This is a genomic window from Pseudomonas fakonensis, assembly GCF_019139895.1.
Lineage (GTDB): Bacteria > Pseudomonadota > Gammaproteobacteria > Pseudomonadales > Pseudomonadaceae > Aquipseudomonas > Aquipseudomonas fakonensis.
In genome coordinates, this window is the sequence record NZ_CP077076.1 from 2589685 (window position 1) to 2609800 (window position 20116).

Below are 20116 nucleotides of genomic sequence, written 5' to 3' on the forward strand. Positions count from 1 at the left end.
TTCACCTGCCAACCGCACGCGGCGTCACGCTTCAAGGAGCGCACATGGCTTTACAGGGCACGCACGACTCGAACGAGCCGGTGGTGTACATCGTCGATGACGACGAGTCGATGCGCCTGGCCCTGGACGGGTTGTTCCGTTCGGTCGGCCTGCAGGTGCAAGGCTTCGCCAGCACCCAGGACTTTCTGGCCTTCCCGCGCAAGGCCGTGCCCGGTTGCCTGGTGCTCGACGTGCGCCTGCGCGGCGAGAGCGGCCTGGCGTTCCAGGCGCAGATGGAGCAGGGCGGGGTGCGCATTCCGGTGGTGTTCATGACCGGGCATGGCGATATCGCCATGTCGGTCAAGGCGATGAAGGCGGGTGCGGTGGACTTTCTGGCCAAGCCGTTTCGCGATCAGGACATGCTCGACGCGGTGGCCAATGCCCTGTCACGCGACCGCGAGCGTTTGGCTGGCGAGCAGGCAGGGGTGGCATTGCGCCGCGCATTCGAGGCGCTGACGCCCCGCGAGCGCCAGGTGCTGGCCTTCGTCATCGCCGGCCTGATGAACAAGCAGATTGCCGCTGAGCTGAACCTCAGCGAAGTCACGGTCAAGGTGCATCGCGGGCAGATGATGAAAAAGCTCGGCGCGCGCTCGGTCGCCGACCTGGTGCGCATGGCCGAGGCACTGGGTGTCGAGCCGTTGCGGCGCACAGTCTGACGCTGCGCGTATTTTTCCAACTCGTTGATGGGGCCTGCACCCATGCCTGGCAAACAGCAAGTCCTGTGGAACGACGGTGATCGCCAGTTTTGCCGGCTGCGGCGCGCAGACGGCAGCTGTGTGCTGTTGATGCGCCCGGCCAACGAGCAGCCATCGCCGGCCACCGTCGAGCGCCTGGCCCATGAATACGGCCTGCGCGACCAGCTCGACGGCAGTTGGGCGCTGCAGCCCCAGGCCCTGGAGCGCATCAATGGCAAGCCGCGGCTGGTGCTGGGCGACCCCGGCGGGCAGCCCTTGTCGGCCTTGCTGGTGTCGCCGCTGGGTATCGAAACCTGCCTGGAGCTGGCGCTGGCAATCAGCGTTGCCCTGGGCCGCCTGCACCTGGCCGGGCTGGTGCACAAGGACCTCAAGCCCCAGCATGTGCTGGTTGGCTGCGACGATGGCCAGGTGCGCCTGACCGGCTTCGGCCTTGCCTCGCGGGTACCCCGTGAGCGGCAGGCGCCGGAACCGCCGGAGACCATCGCCGGCACCCTGGCGTACATGGCGCCGGAGCAGACCGGGCGGATGAACCGCTCGGTGGACTCACGCAGCGACCTTTACGCGTTGGGGGTGAGCCTGTATCAGATGCTCACCGGCTCCTTGCCCTTCAATGCCACAGACCCCATGGAGTGGGTGCACTGCCACATCGCCCGCAAGCCATTGCCGCCTTGCGAACGGGTCGCCACCGTGCCGCCGCTGTTGTCGCAGCTGGTGATGAAGCTTGTGGCCAAGACCGCAGAAGACCGCTACCAGAGCGCCGCCGGCCTGGAGCACGACTTGCGCCGCTGCCTGGCCGAGTGGCAAAAAAGCCGGCACATCACGGCCTTCAGCCTGGATGAGCAAGGTACCCCCGACCGGCTGCTGATCCCGGAAAAACTCTACGGCCGCGAACGCGAGGTGCAGATCCTCGAAGATGCCTTCAGCCGCATGGTGCGCAGCAGCGTGCCGGAGCTGGTGCTGGTAAGCGGTTACTCAGGTATCGGCAAGTCCTCGGTGGTCAACGAGTTGCACAAGGTGCTGGTACCGCCGCGCGGGCTGTTTGCCAGTGGCAAGTTCGACCAGTACAAGCGCGATATCCCGTACGCCACCCTGGTACAGGCGTTTCAGGGGCTGGTGCGCACCCTGCTTGGCAAAAGCAGCGAGGTGCTGGCCGCGTGGCGCGCGGCCTTGCTGGCAGCCTGTGGGCCAAACGCACGGCTGATGACCGACCTGATACCCGAGCTGCGGCTGATCATCGGCGAGCCTGCGCCGGTGCCGGAGCTGGACCCGCAACAGGCGCAGCGGCGGTTTTCGCTGGTGCTGCGGCGCTTCATCGCGGTGTTCGCCCGCGCCGAGCACCCGCTGGCGCTGTTTCTGGACGACCTGCAGTGGCTGGACGCGGCCACCCTCGAGCTGCTCGAAGACCTGCTCACTCACCCGGAGCTGCGCTACCTGATGGTGGTGGGCGCCTACCGCGACAACGAGGTGGATGCCCACCACCCGTTGACTGCCAGGCTGCAGGCGATTCGCCAGGCCGGTGCACCGGTGCACGAGGTTCGCCTGGCACCGCTGGCTCGCCCGCATATCGAACAGCTGATCGCCGAGTCGCTGCACTGCCCGGCGCCCAGCGTGATGGGCCTGGCCCAGCTGGTGCAGGACAAGACCGCCGGCAACCCGTTTTTCGTCATCCAGTTTCTCCAGGCACTGGCCGAGGAGTCGCTGCTCGCCTACGACCCGGCTGCCCGGCGCTGGCGCTGGGACTCGCAGCGCATCCATGCCAAGGGCTACACCGACAATGTGGTCGACCTGATGGTGGGCAAGCTGGCGCGCCTGCCAGTGGCCACCCGCCAGGCGCTTCAGCAGCTGGCCTGCCTGGGCAACGTGGCGCAGGCACAAACCCTTGCCCTGGTGCTGGGCGTGCCGCTGGATCGGGTGCAGGCGGTGCTGTGGCCTGCGGTGCGGCTGGAGCTGGTGGCGCTGCAGGAGGGGAGTTGCAGCTTCGTGCATGACCGCATCCATGAGGCGGCCTACTCGTTGATTGCCGAGCAGGACCGCGCGGGCATGCACCTGCGTATCGGCCGCCTGCTGGCCGGGCAGGTGCAGGCCCGGCACCTTGAAGAAGCCATCTTCGAGATCGTCGGGCAATTGAACCGCGGCGCGGCGCTGATCGAAGCCCGTGCCGAGCGCGAGCAACTGGCGCAGCTCAACTTGCTGGCCGGGCGCCGGGCCAAGGCCGCGTCGGCCTATGGTTCGGCGCTGGCTTACCTGGGGGCAGGGGAGCAACTGCTGGAGGGAGCGTGTGCCGCTCACCCCCACGAACTGGGCTTTGCCCTGGCGCTGAACCTGGCTGAATGCGAGTTCCTCACGGGCCAGCTGGGCAGCGCCGATGAGCGCCTGATTGGCCTGGCGCTGCGTGCCAGGAGCGCAGCTGAAGGCGTCGCGGTGGCCTGCCTGCACATGGACGTTTGCCTGATGCTCGACCGCAGTGATCGCGCGGTGGCGGTTTGCCTTGCCTGGTTGCGCCAGGTGGGCATTCATTGGGTCGCGCAGCCAGAGGATGACGAGGTACGCGGCGAGTATGACCAGATTGCCCGGCTGTTGGGCGAGCGCAGCATCGAGCAGTTGATCGACCTGCCGCTGATGGAAGACGCGACCACCCTGGCCACCCTGGATGTGTTGTGCAAGCTGTTCGCCCCTGCCTTGCAAACCAATGCCAACCTGGCCAGCCTGACCATCTGCAAGGCAGTGAGCCTGAGCCTTGCCTTCGGCAATTGCGATGCCTCGTGCATGCTCTACGCCAACATCGGGCGCGTGTCGCGCCGCTACGGCGACTACCAGACCGGTTACCGCTTCGGGCGCCTGGCCTGCGCGCTGGTCGAGCAGCGCGGCCTGCAACGTTTCGAAGCCAGCACCTTCTTGTGCTTCTCGATGTTCGTGGTGCGCTGGACGCGCCCGGTCAGCGAGTGCCGTGAGCTGCTGCACCGGGCCTTCGTCGCGGCCAACCGGGTCGGTGACCTGCCCTATGCCGCCTACGTCGGCAACGGCCTGATCTCCGACCAGCTGTTCAGTGGCGAGCCGTTGGGCAGCATGCAGGCAGAGGCGGAGCAGGGCCTGGCCTACGCACAGAAAGTGCATTTCGGGCTGGTGATCGACTTCATGAACACGCAGCTGGCGCTGATCCGCACCCTGCGTGGGCAAACCGCGGTTTTCGGTTGCCTGGACGACGAACACTTCAACGAGGCGCAGTTCGAGCAGCACCTGGCAGCGGCCCCGGACCTTGCTCTGGCCGCCGGCAAATACTGGGTGCGCAAGCTGCAGGCGCGTTACCTGGCAGGTGACTATGTGGCGGCTGCAGCCTGTGCGGCGCAGGCCAAGGCGCTGCAATGGGTGACCGCGGCGTTTTTCGAGGAGGCCGAGTACCACTTCTTCGCGGCACTGACGCTGGCGGCCGGGCAGGGCGTTGATGAGACCACCTTGCAGGCGTTGGCCGAGCATCATGCTGTGATGCAGGTCTGGGCCCGGCAGTGTGCGGCAACCTTCGCCAGCCGGCAGGTGCTGCTTGGGGCCGAAATCGCTCGGTTGCAGGGGCGCCTGGTCGACGCCGAGCAGCTTTATGAGCAGGCCATTCAACTGGCGCGCGACAGTGGCTTCGTGCATGTGGAGGCGCTGGCCAACGAATTGGCCTCGCGCTTTTATGGCAGCCGCGGACTGGCCAGGATTGCCCGGGTGTACCTGCGCGATGCGCGTTATGGCTACCTGCGTTGGGGGGCCGAAGGCAAGGTGCGTCAGCTCGACAGCCGCCATCGTTACTTGCGCAATGTCGAGCCGGAGCCTGGCCCCACGGCGACCATCGCCACCCCGGTCGAGCACCTGGACCTGGCGACGGTGCTCAAGGTGTCGCAAGCCGTGTCGGGCGAAGTCGACCTGCAAAAGCTGATCACCCAGGTGCTGCGCACGGCCATCGAACAGGCCGGTGCCGAACGCGGCGTGCTGGTGCGCGCCCGTGGCAGTGAGCCGCGTGTCGTCGCCCAGGCACGCGTGGGGGAGAGCGACGTGGTGCGCTGCAATGAGCCGGTGAGCAGTACCTTGCTGGCCGAATCGGTGCTGTACCAGGTGCTGCACACCGGGCAAAGCCTGTGCCTGGACGATGCCATGGCGGATGCAGCGTTCATGGCCGACGACTACATCCACCGCTGCCGGGCCCGGTCGCTGCTGTGCTTGGCGCTGAACAACCAGGCGCGCCTGGTCGGCGCGCTGTACCTGGAGAACAACCTCAGTGCCGGGGTGTTCGACCCTGCGCGTATCGCGGTGCTGCGCCTGCTCGCCTCGCAGGCCGCCATCTCGCTGGAAAACGCCCGGCTGTATCACGAAGTCGCTGAGCGGGAGGCCAGGAACCGCCAGGTACAGGCCGAACTGGCCCATGCCAACCGTGTCGCCACCATGGGCCAGCTGGCCGCCTCGATCGCCCATGAGGTCAACCAGCCGATCGCCGCCACGGTCACCAATGCCAATGCCGCCATCCGCTGGCTGGGCGCGCAGCCACCGGTGCTGGATGAAGTCGCCCTGGGGCTGGGGCGGATCATCAAGGATGCCAACCGTGCGGCGCAGGTTCTGGGCCGTATTCGCGAACTGATCCGCAAGGCCCCGCCGCAAAAGCAAGTGGTGGACATCAACGCCGTGGTGCTGGAAATGGTCGAGTTCACCCGGGGCGAGGCCACCCGGGGCAGGGCGCAGGTGTATACCGAGCTCGCCGAGGGCCTGGCGCAGGTGCTGGCCGACCGGGTGGAACTGCAGCAGGTGCTGCTGAACCTGATCCTCAACGCGCTGGAAGCCATGGCGGAGGTTGAAGGCGCCCGCACCCTGCACATCAGCACGGCCATCGACCAGGACGGTGTGCGGGTGAGCGTGGTGGACAGCGGGCCCGGGTTCGCCGCGCAAAACCTCGAGCAGCTGTTCGAGCCGTTCTACACCACCAAGGCCACCGGCCTGGGCATGGGGCTGTCGATCTGCCGCTCGATCATCGAAAGCCATGGTGGGCATTTTGCGGCCAGCGCCGGGCAGGGGCCCGGCGCCGTGTTGCAGTTCACCTTGCCGGCGCACCCTGCGCCGGGCGGCTGAGTGCGTATGGGGCGCTGAAAAGGGCTTGACCTTGACACTAGCGTCAAGCCCTTAGCCTTCCCTTCATTGGAGGTTTTTATGCAAATCGGAGAGCTGGCCGTGCGTGCCGGCGTCAGTACACGTGCGCTGCGCCACTATGAGGCGCGGCAGTTGCTTGAGTCGTCGCGGCTGGACAATGGCTATCGCGACTACGCCCCGTCCATGGTGCAGCGCGTGCTGTGGGTGCGAGAGCTGCTCGAGTGCGGCTTCAGCACCCGGCAGATCCACGGCCTGCTGCAGTTTCTGCAGGAGGAAGAGGACAGCGAGGGCTTTCTGGCCTGCCTGCAGCAGCACATGGAAAAACTGGCTGCCCTGGATGCGCTGCAGGCTCAACTGGCCGAGCGCCGTGAACGCCTGGCCGAGAAGATCGGGCGTTATCTGCCGGTGCAGGATGGCTTGGCTCGGCCCCCCGACTTGCGACCTCCACAACCGGTTCATAGGCAACTGACGCTGGAGAAATGATGGGAAAACTTGCAAACAAGGTCGCCCTGGTTACGGGCGGCAATAGCGGTATCGGCCTGGCCACTGCCCAATGCTTCGCCCGGGAGGGCGCCCAGGTGGTCATCACCGGGCGCCGTCAGGAGGCGCTACAGGAGGCGGTCGGGTTGATCGGTGATCAGGCCCATGGCATTTGCGCGGATGCCAGCCGGCTGGAGGAGCTGGATGCCTTGTACCGCCAGGTGGGCGAGCGCTACGGCCGCCTCGACGTGCTGGTGGCCAACGCCGGCATCATTCGCCCGGCGGCCGGCGAGCAGGTCGATGAGCGCCAGTTCGACGAACAGTTCGACATCAACGTCAAGGGCGTCTTCTACACCATCCAGAAAGCCTTGCCGCTGCTGCGCGATGGCGGCGCCATCGTGCTGGTGTCGTCCATCGCCCACCTGAAGGCGCTCGAGGCCCATGTGGTGTATGCCGCGACCAAAGCTGCGGTGCGCTCGTTCGCCCGCAGTTGGGCGGCGGAACTCAAGGGCCGGAACATCCGCGTCAACTGCCTGAGCCCGGGCCCGGTACTGACCCCGATCATCGGCAAGATGGGCATTGGCCAGGCGCAGTTTGGCGCCTTCGAAAAGCAGCTGGCGCAAGTGATTCCGCTCGGCCGCCTTGGCCGCCCGGAGGAGCTGGCCAACGCGGCGTTGTTCCTGGCTTCGGATGACAGCAGCTTTATCACCGGCGTTGACCTTTGCGTCGATGGCGGGTTGTCGCAGCTTTGAGGGGGGAAAGGCCCGGTGCGGGTGCGCCGGGCAAATTCGTTTGCAGTGCTTGCCTTTTCGCGGGGCAAGCCCGCTCCCACAGTTATTAGGCTGGCTTTGCAGTCGCTTGCACATTGACCGCAAACCAGCAGGCCGGCGCCGTACCTGTAGGAGCCGGCTTGCCGGCGATGAGGCCGGTACAGGCGACACAATACAGCCGCTGCCAACGCCATCTGTTGCGGCCCGCCGACCCCGCACCTAGCTCGCGGGCAAGAGGATCACGAAGTTCTTTTTCATGTCTTCCAGCACGGTCCACTTGCCCTTGGCGCCCGGTTCGATAATGAACGTGTCGCCAGCCGCCAGCGTAACGGGGGCACAGCCTTCAAGCTCGATGACGCAGCAACCACTGAGCACATGGCAGAACTCCCACACCTTGTAGTCGATGCGCCACGCGCCGGTGCTGGCTTGCCACTCACCGGAAATGCGACCTTGCTGTTCATCGTGGTAGTACTTGGAGGTCAGCGTATGAGGGGAACCTTGCAGCACCTCTTCAAAAAACGGAAGGTCGCGCACCGGTTGAATATCCAGTTCGCGGAACACGGTCAGTGGTTTGGTCATGGTGTTTTCTCAAGCACGGGGTGGGAAGGGCGATACATCAAATAGGCTTCGCCGGTTACGCCCAGCATCGGGTGCGCAACAATCTGGCAGGTTTTGACAATTTGAAAACCGTGGCGTTGGTAGAAGCGGCGGGCACCGTGGTTTTCTGCATAGTCGATCAGGCATAGCCCATTCAGGCCTGCGTCGTCGGCGCGCTGCTGGGCGTGGCGCAGAAACTCGACGCCCAACCCTTGGCTACGCCAGGCCTCGTCCAGGGCCAGGCTGGAGATGTACAAGGTGTCGGGTATTTCCATGTCGGCATAAGGCGCAAGGACCGGGTCGGTCTCGACAGGCCGGTCAGGCGTCTCGCGCAAGGCATAGCTATGCATCATGCCGATCACGTGCCCTTCGCAAGTGGCCATCAGGCAGTTGTTGTAGGAGAAGTCGCCCTGTTCCCTGGCATAGCGAGAGGCACCGACACTCAGCAATGCTTCACCCGGTGCGGCAAGCTTGCTCCATATGTAATCGGCCATGCCCTCCGAGGTCAGTTGAAAGAACCGCGCGATATCGTGCGCGTCCGAGGCTTGAGCGGGTCTGAATTCGATAGGCATGCAGGGTGCTTCCGTGGGATCGGGTGGTGGGCTTTCAAGGATTGCGCCTTTGACCGGGGGCAGGGTAGGCGGGTTGAACGGTTGCCATCATGCTCAGGGCGAACACCGTCGGTACGCAGTGCGACCTTGCCCCATGCTCAAAGGCCTGTAGGAGCCGGCTTGCCGGCGATCAGGCCGGTTCTGGCAGCACAAGACAGTGGCTCCCACAGGCATCAAACGCTTTCGCGCACCACCTCCAGAAACATCGCCACCACCCGGCGCATGCGCTGCTCGCTCAAACACACCAGCGTCTCGGTCAAGTGTCGCTGGCAATCGACGATGGGCAGCGCGCATACCCGCGCATCGGCGCCGAACTCGGCTGCCGACACCACCCCCACGCCAATCCCCACCACCACCGCCTCACGCGCGGCTTCACGGCCTTCCACCTGAATGGCCGGGCGAATGCGCAGGCCGGCGCGCTGCATCTCTTCTTCCAAGGTCTGACGCGTTACCGAGCCGGGCTCGCGCAGCACCAGCGGGGTGTCGTCCAGGTCGGCCAGGCTGATCTGCCCGCGGCTGGCCCAGGGGTGGTTGTGCGAGACGAACGCCACCATCGGGTCGCGGCGCAGCGGCACGCTGTGCAGGCGCGCGTCGTCCACATCACGGCCGAGCAGCGCCAGGTCTGCCTGGTAACTGAACAGCCGGGCCAGCGATTCGTCGGTGTTGCCGGTCTCGATCTTCACCTGGATACCCGGAAAGCGCTGGCAAAACCGCGCCACCTGCGGCAGCACGTGCACCGGAGCGTCCACCGCCAGCACCAGGCTGCCGGTGTGCAGGGCGCGCGAATCCTGCAGCAGCTCTTCGGCTTCAGCCTCGCAGGCGAACAGGCGCTGGGTGATGCCCAACAGGCGCTCGCCCAAGTCGGTCAGGCGCACCGAGCGCTTGTTGCGCTGGAACAGCAACACGCCATAACGCTCCTCCAGCTTGCGCACCTGGTCGGACACCGCCGGCTGGGTAAGAAACAGTTTTTGCGCTGCACGGGTGAAGCTGCCTTGTTCGGCAACCGCATGGAAGGCCTTGAGTTGAGCGTGGGAAACCGGCATCGAGCACTCCACTTAAAAGCTGGGCTTATGAGTGAAATACGATAAGTCGATTTTATTTATCAGTCAGCACCTGTTTCCATGTGTTTCAACCCAACGGCGCCGCCATCAGCGGTGCCCCGGGGCCATGGTTCGCCCCGGCCACGCCAGGCCGGCCGGGCCACCTGACCAATCGACGTCCCTCCGTCATGCAGTGCGCAACACAACAACAAGACAGGCGTTTTTTCACATTCTGCCGGCACACTCACGCAAGAGGTCAGAACCACATGAATGCATCCCTGGGCGCCATCAAGCGGTGGCGCGTGCAGATTTTCGCCATCACCTGGCTGGCTTACGCCGCCTTCTATTTCACCCGCAAGGCGTTCTCGGTGGCCAAGCTTGGCATCGGCGAGGACCCCTCGTTCATGCTCGACAAGGCCGCCATGGCCAACCTCGATGCCATTTACCTGGCCGCTTACGCGGTGGGCCAGTTCACCTGGGGCATGCTCGCCGACCGCTTCGGCCCGCGGGTGGTGGTGTTGGGCGGCCTGTGCATTTCAGCGGCGGCAGCGGTGGTGATGGGCAGCTACGCCACCTTCCCGATCTTCGCCACCTGCATGCTGGTGCAGGGCCTGGCGCAGTCCACCGGCTGGGCCGGGTTGTGCAAGAACATCGGCAGCTTCTTCCCGGCGGCGCAGCGCGGGCGGGTGCTGGGGCTGTGGAGCTCGTGCTACGCCTTCGGCGGGCTGGTGGCCTCGCCGTTCGCCGGCTGGTGGGCCTATACCTTGGTGGGCAGCTGGCATGCGGCGTTCTTCTCGAGTGCCGCAGTGGTGGCGGTGGTGGCCGTGTTGTTCTGCGTGTTCCAGCGCAACAGACCCGAGGATGTCGGCCTGCCGGCGGTAGAGCCCGAGCCGCAGAGCATGGCCCCGGGCGGCAACCTGTGCAGCGTGTGGGCGCCCTTGCGTGACATCCTGCGCAATCGCACGGTGCTGACCCTGGGCCTGGCCTATTTCATGCTCAAGCCGGCGCGTTACGCCATTTTGCTGTGGGGGCCGGTGATCGTCTTCGAGCAGATGCCCTCGGTGGGCAAGGTGGGCGCGGCAATCATTCCCACCGCCTTCGAGCTTGCCGGGTTGCTGGGGCCGATCATCATCGGCCTGGCCTCGGACAAACTGTTCGGCGCCCGGCGCATGCCGGCCTGTGTGATCAGCCTGCTGCTGCTGACCGTCACCCTGGCGCTGTTCATGGCGGCCATGCACAGCGGCAGTGTGCTGCTGGTGGTGGCGCTGCTGTTCGTCATGGGCCTGACCCTGTACGGCCCCGACTCGATGATCAGCGGCGCGGCAGCGATCGACTTCGGCACCGCCAAGGCCGGCGCCACGGCCGCCGGTTTCGTCAACGGCTGCGGCTCGGTGGGCGCGGTGCTGGGCGGCCTGCTGCCGGGGTATTTCGACAGCGTCACGGTGTTCATCATCTTTGCCGGCACCGCGCTGTTCTCGGCCCTGGTGCTGCTGCCGCACTGGAACAGCCGCCCGGCCAGCGCCCCCCAGGCCAATGACGTGGCCCCCAATACCAGCATGGCCATCAAGCCCGTGCGCACTTGAAGGAATACCTGCAATGAGACCGTTCTGGCTGCAACAGGCCCTGGACCTGCAAGAAGAGGCCCTGTGCCCGCCGCTGCAAGGCGATGCCCGCTGCGATGTGTGCATCGTCGGCGGTGGCTACACCGGGCTGTGGACCGCGTTGATGCTCAAGGAGCAGGCGCCGCAGCTGGACGTGCTGTTGATCGAGGCCGATATCTGCGGCGCCGGTGCCAGTGGGCGCAATGGCGGTTGTGCGTTGTCGTGGTCGGCCAAGTACTTCACCCTCGAGCGCCTGTTCGGGGTGGCCGAGGCGGTGCGCCTGGTCAGCGAGTCGGAGCGCAGCATCGGCGCGATCGGCGCGTTCTGCACGGCCAACGGCATCGATTGCGACTACCGCATGGACGGCACCCTGTACACGGCGACGAACAAGGCCCAACTGGGCGGTACCGACGCGGTGATTGCCGCGCTGCAGCGCCAGGGCATCAACTCGTTCCAGCGTCTGGCGCTGCAGCAGCTGCAGCGCCTGGCCGGCTCCGAGCGCCACCTCGAGGGCTGGTTCTCGCCGGCCGCCGCCACCGTGCAGCCCGGGCGCCTGGTGCGCGGGCTGCGCCGGGTGGCCTTGCAGCGCGGGGTGCGCATCCACGAAGGCACGGCCATGACCGGCCTTGCCCATGGCGCGCCGGCCCAGGTGCACACGGCCCGCGGCACCATCCGCGCCGACCGCGTGGTGCTGGGCCTGAACGCGTGGATGGCGCGGGCCTTCCCGCAGTTCGAACGTAGCGTGGCAATTGTTTCCAGCGACATGGTGATCACCGAGCCTTGCCCGCAGCTGCTGCGCCAGATTGGCCTGGACAGCGGCGTCAGCGTGCTCGACTCGCGGATTTTCGTGCACTACTACCACAACACCTCTGACGGCCGGCTCATGTTGGGCAAGGGGGGCAACACTTTCGCCTATGGCGGGCATATGCTGCCGGTGTTCGACCAGCCTTCGCCGTACCAGCCGCTGCTGCGCGAGAGCCTGGCCGAGTTCTTCCCGGCACTGGCCCAGGTGCCGCTGGCGGCCAGCTGGAACGGGCCGTCGGACCGTTCGGTGACCGGCCTGCCGTTCTTCGGCCGGCTCGACGGGCAGGGCAACGTGTTCTATGGCTTTGGCTACTCGGGCAGCGGGGTAGGGCCGTGCCACATGGGCGGGCAGATTCTCTCGTCGCTGGCCCTGGGGCTGGACAACCCCTGGACCCGCTCGCCACTGGTCAAGGGGCCGCTGGGGCAGTTCCCGCCGGAGCCGATCCGTTACCTGGGGTCGCTGATGGTACGCAACGCCATTCGCCGCAAGGAGCGGGCAGAGGACCGTGGCCTGCGGCCGCGCCGGCTGGATGTGCGGCTGGCCAGGTTCGCGGCGGCGGCGGGGAAGGCGGACAAGGGCTAAGTGCTGCAATGCGATTTCTTGTCGATCACAGGCCCGAGGGCGTATAAACTCTCCCCACTTTTGGCCGGTCGCTTCCTGAACCGGCCCTTGAAACAAGAGAGTTGAAATGGGCGCACAGTGGAAAGCCAAGCATAGAGAGACCGCGGCCAACGCCAAGGGCAAGATCATGGGCAAGCTGGCCAAGGAGATCCAGATCGCCGCCAAATCCGGCGCCGACCCGGACATGAACCCGCGCCTGCGCCTGGCCATCGTCCAGGCCAAAAAAGCCTCGATGACCCGTGAAACCCTGGAGCGCGCCATCAAGAAAGGCGCCGGCCTTGACGGCGAAGCCGTGCAGTACCACGCGGTCAGCTACGAAGGCTTCGCCCCGCACCAGGTGCCGCTGATCGTCGAGTGCCTGACCGACAACATCAACCGCACCGTGGCGCAAATCCGCGTGCTGTTCCGCAAGGGCCAGCTGGGTGCCAGCGGCTCGGTGGCCTGGGACTTCAACCATGTCGGCCTGATCGAGGCCACCCCGGAAGGTGACGCGGACCCTGAAATGGCGGCCATCGAAGCCGGCGCCCAGGACTTCGAAGAAGGTGAAGAAGAGGGCTCGACCCTGTTCATCACCGACACCACCGACCTGGACGCGGTGCAAAAAGCCCTGCCAGAGCAAGGCTTCACCGTCACCTCGGCAAAAATCGGCTACACCCCGAAAAACCCGGTCAGCGCCGCCAGCCTGAGCGCCGAAGCCTTGGCCGAAGTCGAAGCCTTCCTCGAAGCCATCGACGAAAACGAAGACGTGCAGAACGTCTATGTCGGCCTGACCGACTGATCTGCGCCTTGCGGCCCTTGCGCTGCAAGCCTGCGCAATACCTGTAGGAGCCGGCTTGCCGGCGATGAGGCCGGCAAAGGCAACACAAAACGGGGCTCCCAGAGGCCCGTACGGTTGTTGCCCTGTGCTGGCCTCATCGCAGGCAAGCCTGCTCCTACAGAACGTCATCGGCGATACGGCCCCTGCGGCAGCGCCCTGGAGCCGAGCCCATGTCCCCCACCTTCGCCTCCCTCAGCCTCGCCCACCTACGCACCCTCGACTGCCTGCTGCAGCTGAAGAACCTCAGCCATGCCGCCGAGCGCCTGGGTTGCAGCCAGAGCGCGTTGAGCCGCCAATTGGCCAGCCTGCGCGAGGCCTTCGACGACCCGCTGCTGGTGCGTCAAGGCCGCGGTTACGTGCTTAGCGAGCACGCCGAAACCCTGGTGGAGCCGCTGCGTCAGGTGCTCGACGAGCTGGCCGCCCTGCGCCAGCCGGCGGCCTTCGACCCGGCCCGTTGCGAGCGGCGCTTTTGCCTGGCCGCCTCGGACTACGTGGCCGAACACATGCTGCCGCTGCTGGTGGCGGCACTGGAGCGCGAGGCGCCGGGGGTGTCGCTGGAATACCGCACCTGGCAGGCCGGGCAATACGCCATGCTGGCCAGTGGCGAGATCGACCTGGCCACCACCTTGTTCGATGAGTCGCCACCCAACCTGCACGGCCGCCTGCTGGGCGAGGACCGCGCAGTGGCGCTGATGCGCCATGACCACCCGCTGGTAGCAACGGCCGCCCTGGGCCAGGAGGACTACCTGGCGTTCAAGCATGTGCGGGTGTCTGGCGGCGGCGACAAGGACAGCTTCATCGACCGCCACCTGCGCGCCCAGGGCCTGCAACGCCGGGTCAGCCTGGAGGTGCCGTTCTTCAGTGCCATGGTGCAGGTGCTGGGCAACGGCCAGGCGCTGGCCACGGTGCCCGAGCATATCGCCCGCCAGCTGGCGCGCCTTCACGGGCTGGCCTGGCGGCCGCTGGGCTTTGTCGAGCACACCCAGCGTTACTGGGTGGTGTGGCACCAGCGCCTGCAGGCCTCGGCCGAGCACCGCTGGCTGCGCAACCGGGTGTACGAGCTGTGGCGCCAGTCGCAGTTCGGCGTGCAGGGCGGGCATGCGCCTTTGCCATAGCAGCTATGCGCGAAGCGGGGTTATTCGAGTGCGCGGGAGCGCCTAGACTGGGGCATTGGGTTGCCTGGCCCGGCCCTATCGCCGGCAAGCCGGCTCCTACAGGGATTGTGCAAAACCTGTAGGAGCCGGCTTGCCGGCGATAGGGCCGGGCCTGGCAATGAACATCCCCCAGGAGATCCCCCGTGACCCCCGAACAATTCCGCCAGTACGGCCACCAACTGATCGACCTGATCGCCGACTACCGCCAGAGCGTCGGCGAACGCCCGGTCATGGCCCAGGTCGAGCCCGGCTACCTGAAATCGGCCCTGCCGCAAGCCGCCCCCCAGCAGGGCGAGCCATTCCAGGCCATCCTCGATGATGTCGACAAGCTGGTGATGCCCGGCCTGTCCCACTGGCAGCACCCGGACTTCTACGGCTACTTCCCCTCCAACGGCACGTTGTCGTCGGTATTGGGCGATTTCCTCAGCACCGGCCTGGGCGTGCTGGGCCTGTCGTGGCAGTCCAGCCCGGCCTTGAGCGAGCTGGAAGAAACCACCCTCGATTGGCTGCGCCAACTGCTGGGGTTGTCCAGCCAATGGAGCGGGGTAATTCAGGACACCGCGTCCACCAGCACCCTGGTGGCGTTGATCTGCGCCCGTGAGCGCGCCACTGGGCACGCCCAGGTGCGTGGCGGCCTGCAGGCCCAGGGCAAACCGCTGATCGTCTACGTCAGTGCCCACGCCCACAGCTCGGTGGACAAGGCTGCGCTGCTGGCGGGCTTTGGCCGTGACAACATCCGCCTGATCGCCACTGACGAGCACTACGCCATGCGCCCTGAAGCGCTGCGCGACGCCATCGAGCAGGACCTGGCCGCCGGCAACCAGCCCTGCGCCGTGGTCGCCACCACCGGCACCACCGCCACCACCGCGCTGGACCCGCTGCGCCCGGTCGGCGAGATTGCCCAGGCCTACGCGCTGTGGCTGCACGTGGACTCGGCCATGGCCGGCTCGGCGATGATTTTGCCGGAGTGCCGCTGGATGTGGGATGGCATCGAGCTGGCCGATTCGGTGGTGGTCAACGCGCATAAATGGCTGGGGGTGGCCTTCGACTGCTCGATCTACTACGTGCGGGACCCACAGCACCTGATCCGGGTCATGAGCACCAACCCCAGCTACCTGCAATCGGCGGTGGATGGCGAGGTGAAGAACCTGCGCGACTGGGGCATCCCGCTGGGGCGCCGGTTCCGCGCCTTGAAGCTGTGGTTCATGCTGCGCAGCGAAGGGGTAGAGGCCCTGCAACAGCGCCTGCGCCGCGACCTGGACAACGCCCGCTGGCTGGCGCAGCAGGTCGAGGCTGCGGCTGAATGGGAGCTGCTGGCGCCAGTGCAACTGCAGACCCTGTGCATCCGCCATCGCCCGGCGGGCTTGGACGGCGAGGCACTGGATGCCCATACCCGTGGCTGGGCCGAGCGTTTGAATGCTTCGGGGGATGCCTACGTGACCCCGGCTACCCTGGAGGGGCGTTGGATGGTGCGAGTGTCGGTGGGGGCGTTGCCGACCGAGCGTGAGCATGTGCAGCGGTTGTGGCAGCGCTTGCAGGCTGTGGTGGCCTGAAGCTGACGCGGTCCCTGTAGGAGCGACCGTGCTGCCGGTCGGGATGGCGATGCGTTACACCGCCCCTTGCAGCAACACCTTCAACGACGCGTCGAACTGGCGCAGCGCATCGGCCTGCACACTTTGTTCATCCTGCAACTGACGCACCAGGTCGGTCCCCTTGGCACCCTTGCGCGAAAGCCCTTCGGCACGGCCGATGTAGGTCAGTTGCTCATCGAAAAACCGCGCCACCACGCTGGCCTGGATGTCTTCGCTGCCGCTGCTGGCCAGCTTGCTCTGGGCATCCAGCAGCACGATCACGTCGGGGCGGTCGGCCAGCAGGGTGTCGAGGTCTTCGTAGAAGGTCACTTCGGCGAACTGCTGGGCCAGCGAGTTGGCCAGCCAGGCATAGGCCTGGTTGCCACCCAGGGTTGCCACCGGTGTGGCCTGGCCGCTGGCCGGGGCGGCCTGGTCGTGGTGGCGTTGCAGGTAGTCCAGGGTGGCAGCGGCATTACGCCCCAGCAGCACCGCCACATGCTGGCCATGGCTCAGGCTGACGCTGGAAAGCTCGGTGGCCGAGTACAAGTGGTTGCCAGGTTGGTTGGCCTGCGGGCTGGCGCAGCCGGTGAGGGCGGCGAGCAGGGCCAGCAGGGCGGCGATCATGCCGGTTTTCATGGGAGGTGCCTCGTCGAAGGTGCAATGGCGGCCATTTTCGCCGCCCGCTGCCATCGACGGAACTCGATGGCAAGCATGGTGGCTATCGACGGGGTTGATGGTTCAGCCGGCCTTGCTCATGAACTGCAAAATGCGCTCACGCAGCCAGCGTTCGGCCGGGTCGTTGTCGTGGGCGCTGCTCCAGGCCATCGACAGCTCGGCCTCGGCGATGTCGAAAGGCGCCGGGTCGGCGCGCAGGCTGCCGTCGTCGGCCAGGGCGCAGGCGGCGTAGTCGGGCACCGTGGCGATCATCTCGGTGTTGCGCAGCAGCGCGCGCAGGCTGCCGAACTGCGGCACCGCCAGCACCACCTTGCGGCAGCGGCCGATACGCGCAAGGTCCAGGTCGATGTTGCCGCTCATGTCGCCGGAGAACGACACCATCACATGCGGGCGGCTGCAGTATTCGTCCAAGGTCAGCGGCCCCGGGCGGCTGTCGGCGCGCAACACGCGCACGCCGATGTCGCGCAGCTTGCGGCGCTTGGCGTTGGCCGGCAGCTCGGTGGTGTAGCTGACCCCCACCGAGATCTCGCCCGAGGCCAGCAGCGCCGGCATCAGCAGGAAGTTGGCGCGGCGTACCACCACGCTGATCTGCGGCGCCTCTTCGCGCAAGGCCTCCAGCAGCGGCGGGAACAGGCCAAACTCGGCGTCGTCCGACAGCCCCAGGCGGAACACGTTGCAACTGCTGGCAGGCTCAAAGGTCTTGGCCCGGCTGATGGCTGCGGAAATCACGTCCATGGCCGGGCCCAGCTCGTGGAAGATCTGCATGGCCCGGGGCGTCGGCTCCATGGCCCGGCCGTTGCGGATCAGCAGCGGGTCGTCGAACAAGTCGCGCAGGCGCGCCAGGGCGGCGCTCACGGTCGGCTGGGTGATGAACAGTTTTTCGCCCACGCGGGTCAGGTTGCGTTCGATCATCAGCGATTCGAACACCACCAGCAGGTTCATGTCGACGCGGCGCAGGTCGTTGCGGTTCATGCACAGGGGCCTTGGGCGGAGGGTGACCGCAGATTGAAGCACGGATTGGCGCCGTTTGGCTTGTACCGATGTGCGCAGGCTATTGCCCCTCAATAGCGGCTCTATTAGACCTCTGGCCAAGCTCGGCTAGTCTTTCCCGTGGCCCCGTGAAATGCCCCTGCGGCCGTGCCTGAGCACCAGGGTGCAAGACCCTGCCAGTGCGGCCCTGAGACCTTGGCAAGCCCGATGTCGGCCTAGACCGACGACACCTGATGAGCAGCCCGACACAAAAGGTACAAGCAGATGTCGAACGAATCGAAATGCCCGTTCCACCAGACCGCCGGTGGCGGCACCAGCAACCGTGACTGGTGGCCTGACCAGCTCAACCTGCGCATCCTCCACCAGCATTCGGCCAAGTCCAGCCCAGACCCTGAGTTCGACTACGCCAAGGCGTTCAAGAGCCTGGACTTCCAGGCCCTCAAACAAGACCTCACCGCGCTGATGACCGACTCCCAGGACTGGTGGCCGGCGGACTTCGGCCACTACGGCCCGCTGTTCGTGCGCATGGCCTGGCACAGCGCCGGCACCTACCGCATTGGTGATGGTCGCGGCGGCGCCGGCTCCGGCCAGCAGCGCTTCGCCCCGCTCAACAGCTGGCCCGACAACGTCAGCCTGGACAAGGCCCGGCGCCTGCTGTGGCCGATCAAGCAGAAGTACGGCAACAAGATTTCCTGGGCCGACCTGATCGTGCTCACCGGCAACGTCGCGCTGGAGTCCATGGGCTTCAAGACCTTTGGCTTCTCTGGCGGGCGCGCCGATGTGTGGGAGCCGGACGAAGACGTGTACTGGGGCTCGGAGAAGGTCTGGCTGGGCGGTGACACCCGCTACGGCAAGGCGCAGCCGCCGGGCAAGGGCGACCTGGTGGCCGAGCCTGCCAAGCGCCCTGAAGAAACAAGCCGCACCCTGCAAGGCGAGCGCAACCTGGAAAACCCCCTGGCCGCCGTGCAGATGGGCCTGATCTACGTGAACCCGGAAGGCCCGGAAGGCAACCCCGACCCGGTCGCCTCGGGCAAGGATATCCGCGAGACCTTTGGCCGCATGGCCATGAACGATGAAGAGACCGTGGCGCTGATCGCCGGCGGCCATGCCTTCGGCAAAACCCACGGCGCCGGCCCTGCCGACAACGTGGGGCCTGAGCCTGAAGCTGCGGGCCTTGAGCTGCAGGGCCTGGGCTGGGCCAACAAGTTCGGCAGCGGCAAGGGCGGCGACACCATCACCAGTGGCCTGGAAGTGACCTGGACCTCGACGCCGACCCAGTGGAGCAACGAGTACCTGAACAACCTGTTCAACTTCGAGTGGGAGCTGACCAAGAGCCCGGCCGGTGCCCACCAGTGGCGGCCGAAAGACGGCAAGGGCGCAGGCACCGTGCCGGATGCGCACGATGCGGGCAAAAAGCACGCGCCCTCGATGCTCACCTCGGACCTGGCGCTGCGCTTCGACCCGATTTACGGCCCCATCGCCAAGCGCTTCAAGGACAACCCCGACCAGCTGGCCGATGCCTTCGCCCGCGCCTGGTACAAGCTGATCCACCGCGACATGGGCCCGCTGGCCCGTTACCTGGGCCCGGAAATGCCCAACGAAGAACTGCTGTGGCAAGACCCGCTGCCCAAGGCCGGCCCGGTGCCGGGCGAGGCGGATATCGCCGCGCTGAAGGCCAAGGTGCTGGCTTCGGGCTTGAGCGTCGGTGAGCTGGTGGCGACCGCCTGGGCGTCGGCCTCGACCTTCCGCGGTTCGGACAAGCGCGGTGGTGCCAATGGTGGCCGCCTGCGCCTGGAACCGCAGAAAGGCTGGAAGGCCAACGAGGGCGTCGACAAGGTGCTGGAGGCGCTGGAGAAAATCCGCAGCGAAGGCGGCAACAAGATCTCCCTGGCCGACCTGATCGTGCTGGCCGGCAGTGCGGCGGTGGAAAAAGCCGCCAAGGATGCCGGGCACAGCATCAGCGTGCCGTTCCGTCCAGGCCGGGTGGATGCCTCGCAGGAACAGACCGACGTTGAGTCGTTCGCCGTGCTGGAGCCGCTGGCCGATGGCCTGCGCAACTTCAGCAAGGCCCGTTACAGCGTCAAGGCCGAGAAGCTGCTGCTGGACCGGGCCCAGCTGTTGACCCTGACCGCGCCGGAACTGACCGTGCTGGTGGGCGGCCTGCGGGTGTTGGGGGCCAACCATGGTGGTAACCAGCAGGGCGTGTTCACCGACAAGGTCGGGGTGCTGAGCAACGACTTCTTCCGCAACCTGCTGGACATGGGCGTGGAGTGGAAGCCGACCTCGGGTGACAACGAAGCCTTCGAAGGCCGTGATCGCAAGACCGGGCAGGTGAAATGGACCGCCAGCCGCGTCGACCTGGTGTTCGGCTCCCATGCCCAACTGCGCGCATTGAGCGAGGTGTACGGCAGCAGCGATGCCAAGGAAAAGTTCGTCAAGGACTTCGTGGCAGCGTGGGTGAAGGTGATGCAGCTCGATCGCTTCGATCTGCACTAAGGCTGGCGGCCCCATCGCGGGCAAGCCCGCTCCTACAGG

The 20116-nt window shown here is 66.3% G+C and carries 15 protein-coding genes; 10 read left to right on the forward strand and 5 right to left on the reverse strand.

What is annotated here, in order from left to right:
* Window positions 1-44: 44 nt before the first annotated feature.
* The 4 genes from KSS94_RS11735 (at window position 45) to KSS94_RS11750 (ending at window position 7081) form a co-directional block, all read left to right on the forward strand.
* Entirely contained in the window at window positions 45-695 is a 651-nt protein-coding gene (locus KSS94_RS11735) for a response regulator transcription factor (protein WP_217843138.1), read from the forward strand.
* Window positions 696-737: 42 nt separating this feature from the next.
* Window positions 738-5831, forward strand: a complete 5094-nt coding sequence (locus tag KSS94_RS11740; protein WP_217843139.1) for a trifunctional serine/threonine-protein kinase/ATP-binding protein/sensor histidine kinase — start codon at window positions 738-740, stop codon at window positions 5829-5831.
* 78 nt (window positions 5832-5909) lie between these two features.
* Window positions 5910-6332 (forward strand): MerR family transcriptional regulator, encoded by a 423-nt coding sequence (locus KSS94_RS11745; RefSeq protein ID WP_217843140.1) that lies wholly within the window; start codon window positions 5910-5912, stop codon window positions 6330-6332.
* On the forward strand, window positions 6332-7081 hold the full coding sequence (locus KSS94_RS11750) for an SDR family NAD(P)-dependent oxidoreductase (RefSeq protein WP_217843141.1): 750 nt from the start codon (window positions 6332-6334) through the stop codon (window positions 7079-7081). Before KSS94_RS11745 ends, KSS94_RS11750 begins: the two co-directional genes overlap by 1 nt.
* A gap of 237 nt (window positions 7082-7318) precedes the next feature.
* Here the strand turns inward: KSS94_RS11750 and KSS94_RS11755 are convergent, their stop codons facing one another.
* The 3 genes from KSS94_RS11755 to KSS94_RS11765 all read right to left on the reverse strand — a co-directional run bounded on the left by KSS94_RS11755 (window position 7319) and on the right by KSS94_RS11765 (window position 9350).
* Complete coding sequence (locus KSS94_RS11755) at window positions 7319-7678, reverse strand: cupin domain-containing protein (RefSeq protein WP_217843142.1); 360 nt, start codon at window positions 7676-7678, stop codon at window positions 7319-7321.
* Window positions 7675-8268, reverse strand: coding sequence for a GNAT family N-acetyltransferase (locus KSS94_RS11760; RefSeq protein WP_217843143.1), 594 nt, complete (start codon window positions 8266-8268; stop codon window positions 7675-7677). Before KSS94_RS11760 ends, KSS94_RS11755 begins: the two co-directional genes overlap by 4 nt.
* 212 nt (window positions 8269-8480) lie before the next feature.
* Window positions 8481-9350, reverse strand: a complete 870-nt coding sequence (locus KSS94_RS11765) for a LysR substrate-binding domain-containing protein (protein ID WP_217843144.1) — start codon at window positions 9348-9350, stop codon at window positions 8481-8483.
* Between the two features lie 263 nt (window positions 9351-9613).
* Between KSS94_RS11765 and KSS94_RS11770 the strand changes: the two genes are divergently transcribed.
* From KSS94_RS11770 to KSS94_RS11790, 5 genes are all read left to right on the forward strand, one after another.
* Window positions 9614-10930 (forward strand): MFS transporter, encoded by a 1317-nt coding sequence (locus KSS94_RS11770; RefSeq protein ID WP_217843145.1) that lies wholly within the window; start codon window positions 9614-9616, stop codon window positions 10928-10930.
* Window positions 10931-10943: 13 nt separating this feature from the next.
* Complete coding sequence (locus KSS94_RS11775; RefSeq protein ID WP_217843146.1) at window positions 10944-12335, forward strand: FAD-dependent oxidoreductase; 1392 nt, start codon at window positions 10944-10946, stop codon at window positions 12333-12335.
* A 106-nt stretch (window positions 12336-12441) separates the two neighbouring features.
* Entirely contained in the window at window positions 12442-13152 is a 711-nt protein-coding gene (locus KSS94_RS11780; RefSeq protein WP_011533576.1) for a YebC/PmpR family DNA-binding transcriptional regulator, read from the forward strand.
* A 209-nt stretch (window positions 13153-13361) separates the two neighbouring features.
* A complete protein-coding gene (locus tag KSS94_RS11785) occupies window positions 13362-14306 on the forward strand; it encodes a LysR family transcriptional regulator (RefSeq protein WP_217843147.1) in 945 nt (314 codons plus the stop codon).
* Window positions 14307-14488: 182 nt separating this feature from the next.
* Window positions 14489-15898 (forward strand): DOPA decarboxylase, encoded by a 1410-nt coding sequence (locus KSS94_RS11790; RefSeq protein WP_217843148.1) that lies wholly within the window; start codon window positions 14489-14491, stop codon window positions 15896-15898.
* A gap of 54 nt (window positions 15899-15952) precedes the next feature.
* Here the strand turns inward: KSS94_RS11790 and KSS94_RS11795 are convergent, their stop codons facing one another.
* Together KSS94_RS11795 and KSS94_RS11800 are read right to left on the reverse strand one after the other, a co-directional pair.
* Complete coding sequence (locus KSS94_RS11795; RefSeq protein WP_217843149.1) at window positions 15953-16552, reverse strand: ATPase; 600 nt, start codon at window positions 16550-16552, stop codon at window positions 15953-15955.
* A gap of 102 nt (window positions 16553-16654) precedes the next feature.
* Window positions 16655-17563: a LysR family transcriptional regulator gene (locus tag KSS94_RS11800; RefSeq protein WP_217843150.1), complete on the reverse strand. Its 909-nt coding sequence runs from the start codon at window positions 17561-17563 to the stop codon at window positions 16655-16657.
* Window positions 17564-17845: 282 nt separating this feature from the next.
* On the opposite strand from KSS94_RS11800, the gene katG reads away from it, so the two are divergent.
* Window positions 17846-20077 (forward strand): catalase/peroxidase HPI, encoded by a 2232-nt coding sequence (gene katG, locus KSS94_RS11805; protein ID WP_217843151.1) that lies wholly within the window; start codon window positions 17846-17848, stop codon window positions 20075-20077.
* The last annotated feature ends 39 nt before the right edge of the window (window positions 20078-20116 follow it).

Coding starts and splice junctions, on each gene's coding strand:
- KSS94_RS11735 (WP_217843138.1), top strand. CDS start 45: ATGGCTTTACAGGGCACGCACGACTCGAACGAGCCGGTGGTGTACATC.
- KSS94_RS11740 (WP_217843139.1), top strand. CDS start 738: ATGCCTGGCAAACAGCAAGTCCTGTGGAACGACGGTGATCGCCAGTTT.
- KSS94_RS11745 (WP_217843140.1), top strand. CDS start 5,910: ATGCAAATCGGAGAGCTGGCCGTGCGTGCCGGCGTCAGTACACGTGCG.
- KSS94_RS11750 (WP_217843141.1), top strand. CDS start 6,332: ATGGGAAAACTTGCAAACAAGGTCGCCCTGGTTACGGGCGGCAATAGC.
- KSS94_RS11755 (WP_217843142.1), bottom strand. CDS start 7,678: ATGACCAAACCACTGACCGTGTTCCGCGAACTGGATATTCAACCGGTG.
- KSS94_RS11760 (WP_217843143.1), bottom strand. CDS start 8,268: ATGCCTATCGAATTCAGACCCGCTCAAGCCTCGGACGCGCACGATATC.
- KSS94_RS11765 (WP_217843144.1), bottom strand. CDS start 9,350: ATGCCGGTTTCCCACGCTCAACTCAAGGCCTTCCATGCGGTTGCCGAA.
- KSS94_RS11770 (WP_217843145.1), top strand. CDS start 9,614: ATGAATGCATCCCTGGGCGCCATCAAGCGGTGGCGCGTGCAGATTTTC.
- KSS94_RS11775 (WP_217843146.1), top strand. CDS start 10,944: ATGAGACCGTTCTGGCTGCAACAGGCCCTGGACCTGCAAGAAGAGGCC.
- KSS94_RS11780 (WP_011533576.1), top strand. CDS start 12,442: ATGGGCGCACAGTGGAAAGCCAAGCATAGAGAGACCGCGGCCAACGCC.
- KSS94_RS11785 (WP_217843147.1), top strand. CDS start 13,362: ATGTCCCCCACCTTCGCCTCCCTCAGCCTCGCCCACCTACGCACCCTC.
- KSS94_RS11795 (WP_217843149.1), bottom strand. CDS start 16,552: ATGAAAACCGGCATGATCGCCGCCCTGCTGGCCCTGCTCGCCGCCCTC.
- KSS94_RS11800 (WP_217843150.1), bottom strand. CDS start 17,563: ATGAACCGCAACGACCTGCGCCGCGTCGACATGAACCTGCTGGTGGTG.
- katG (WP_217843151.1), top strand. CDS start 17,846: ATGTCGAACGAATCGAAATGCCCGTTCCACCAGACCGCCGGTGGCGGC.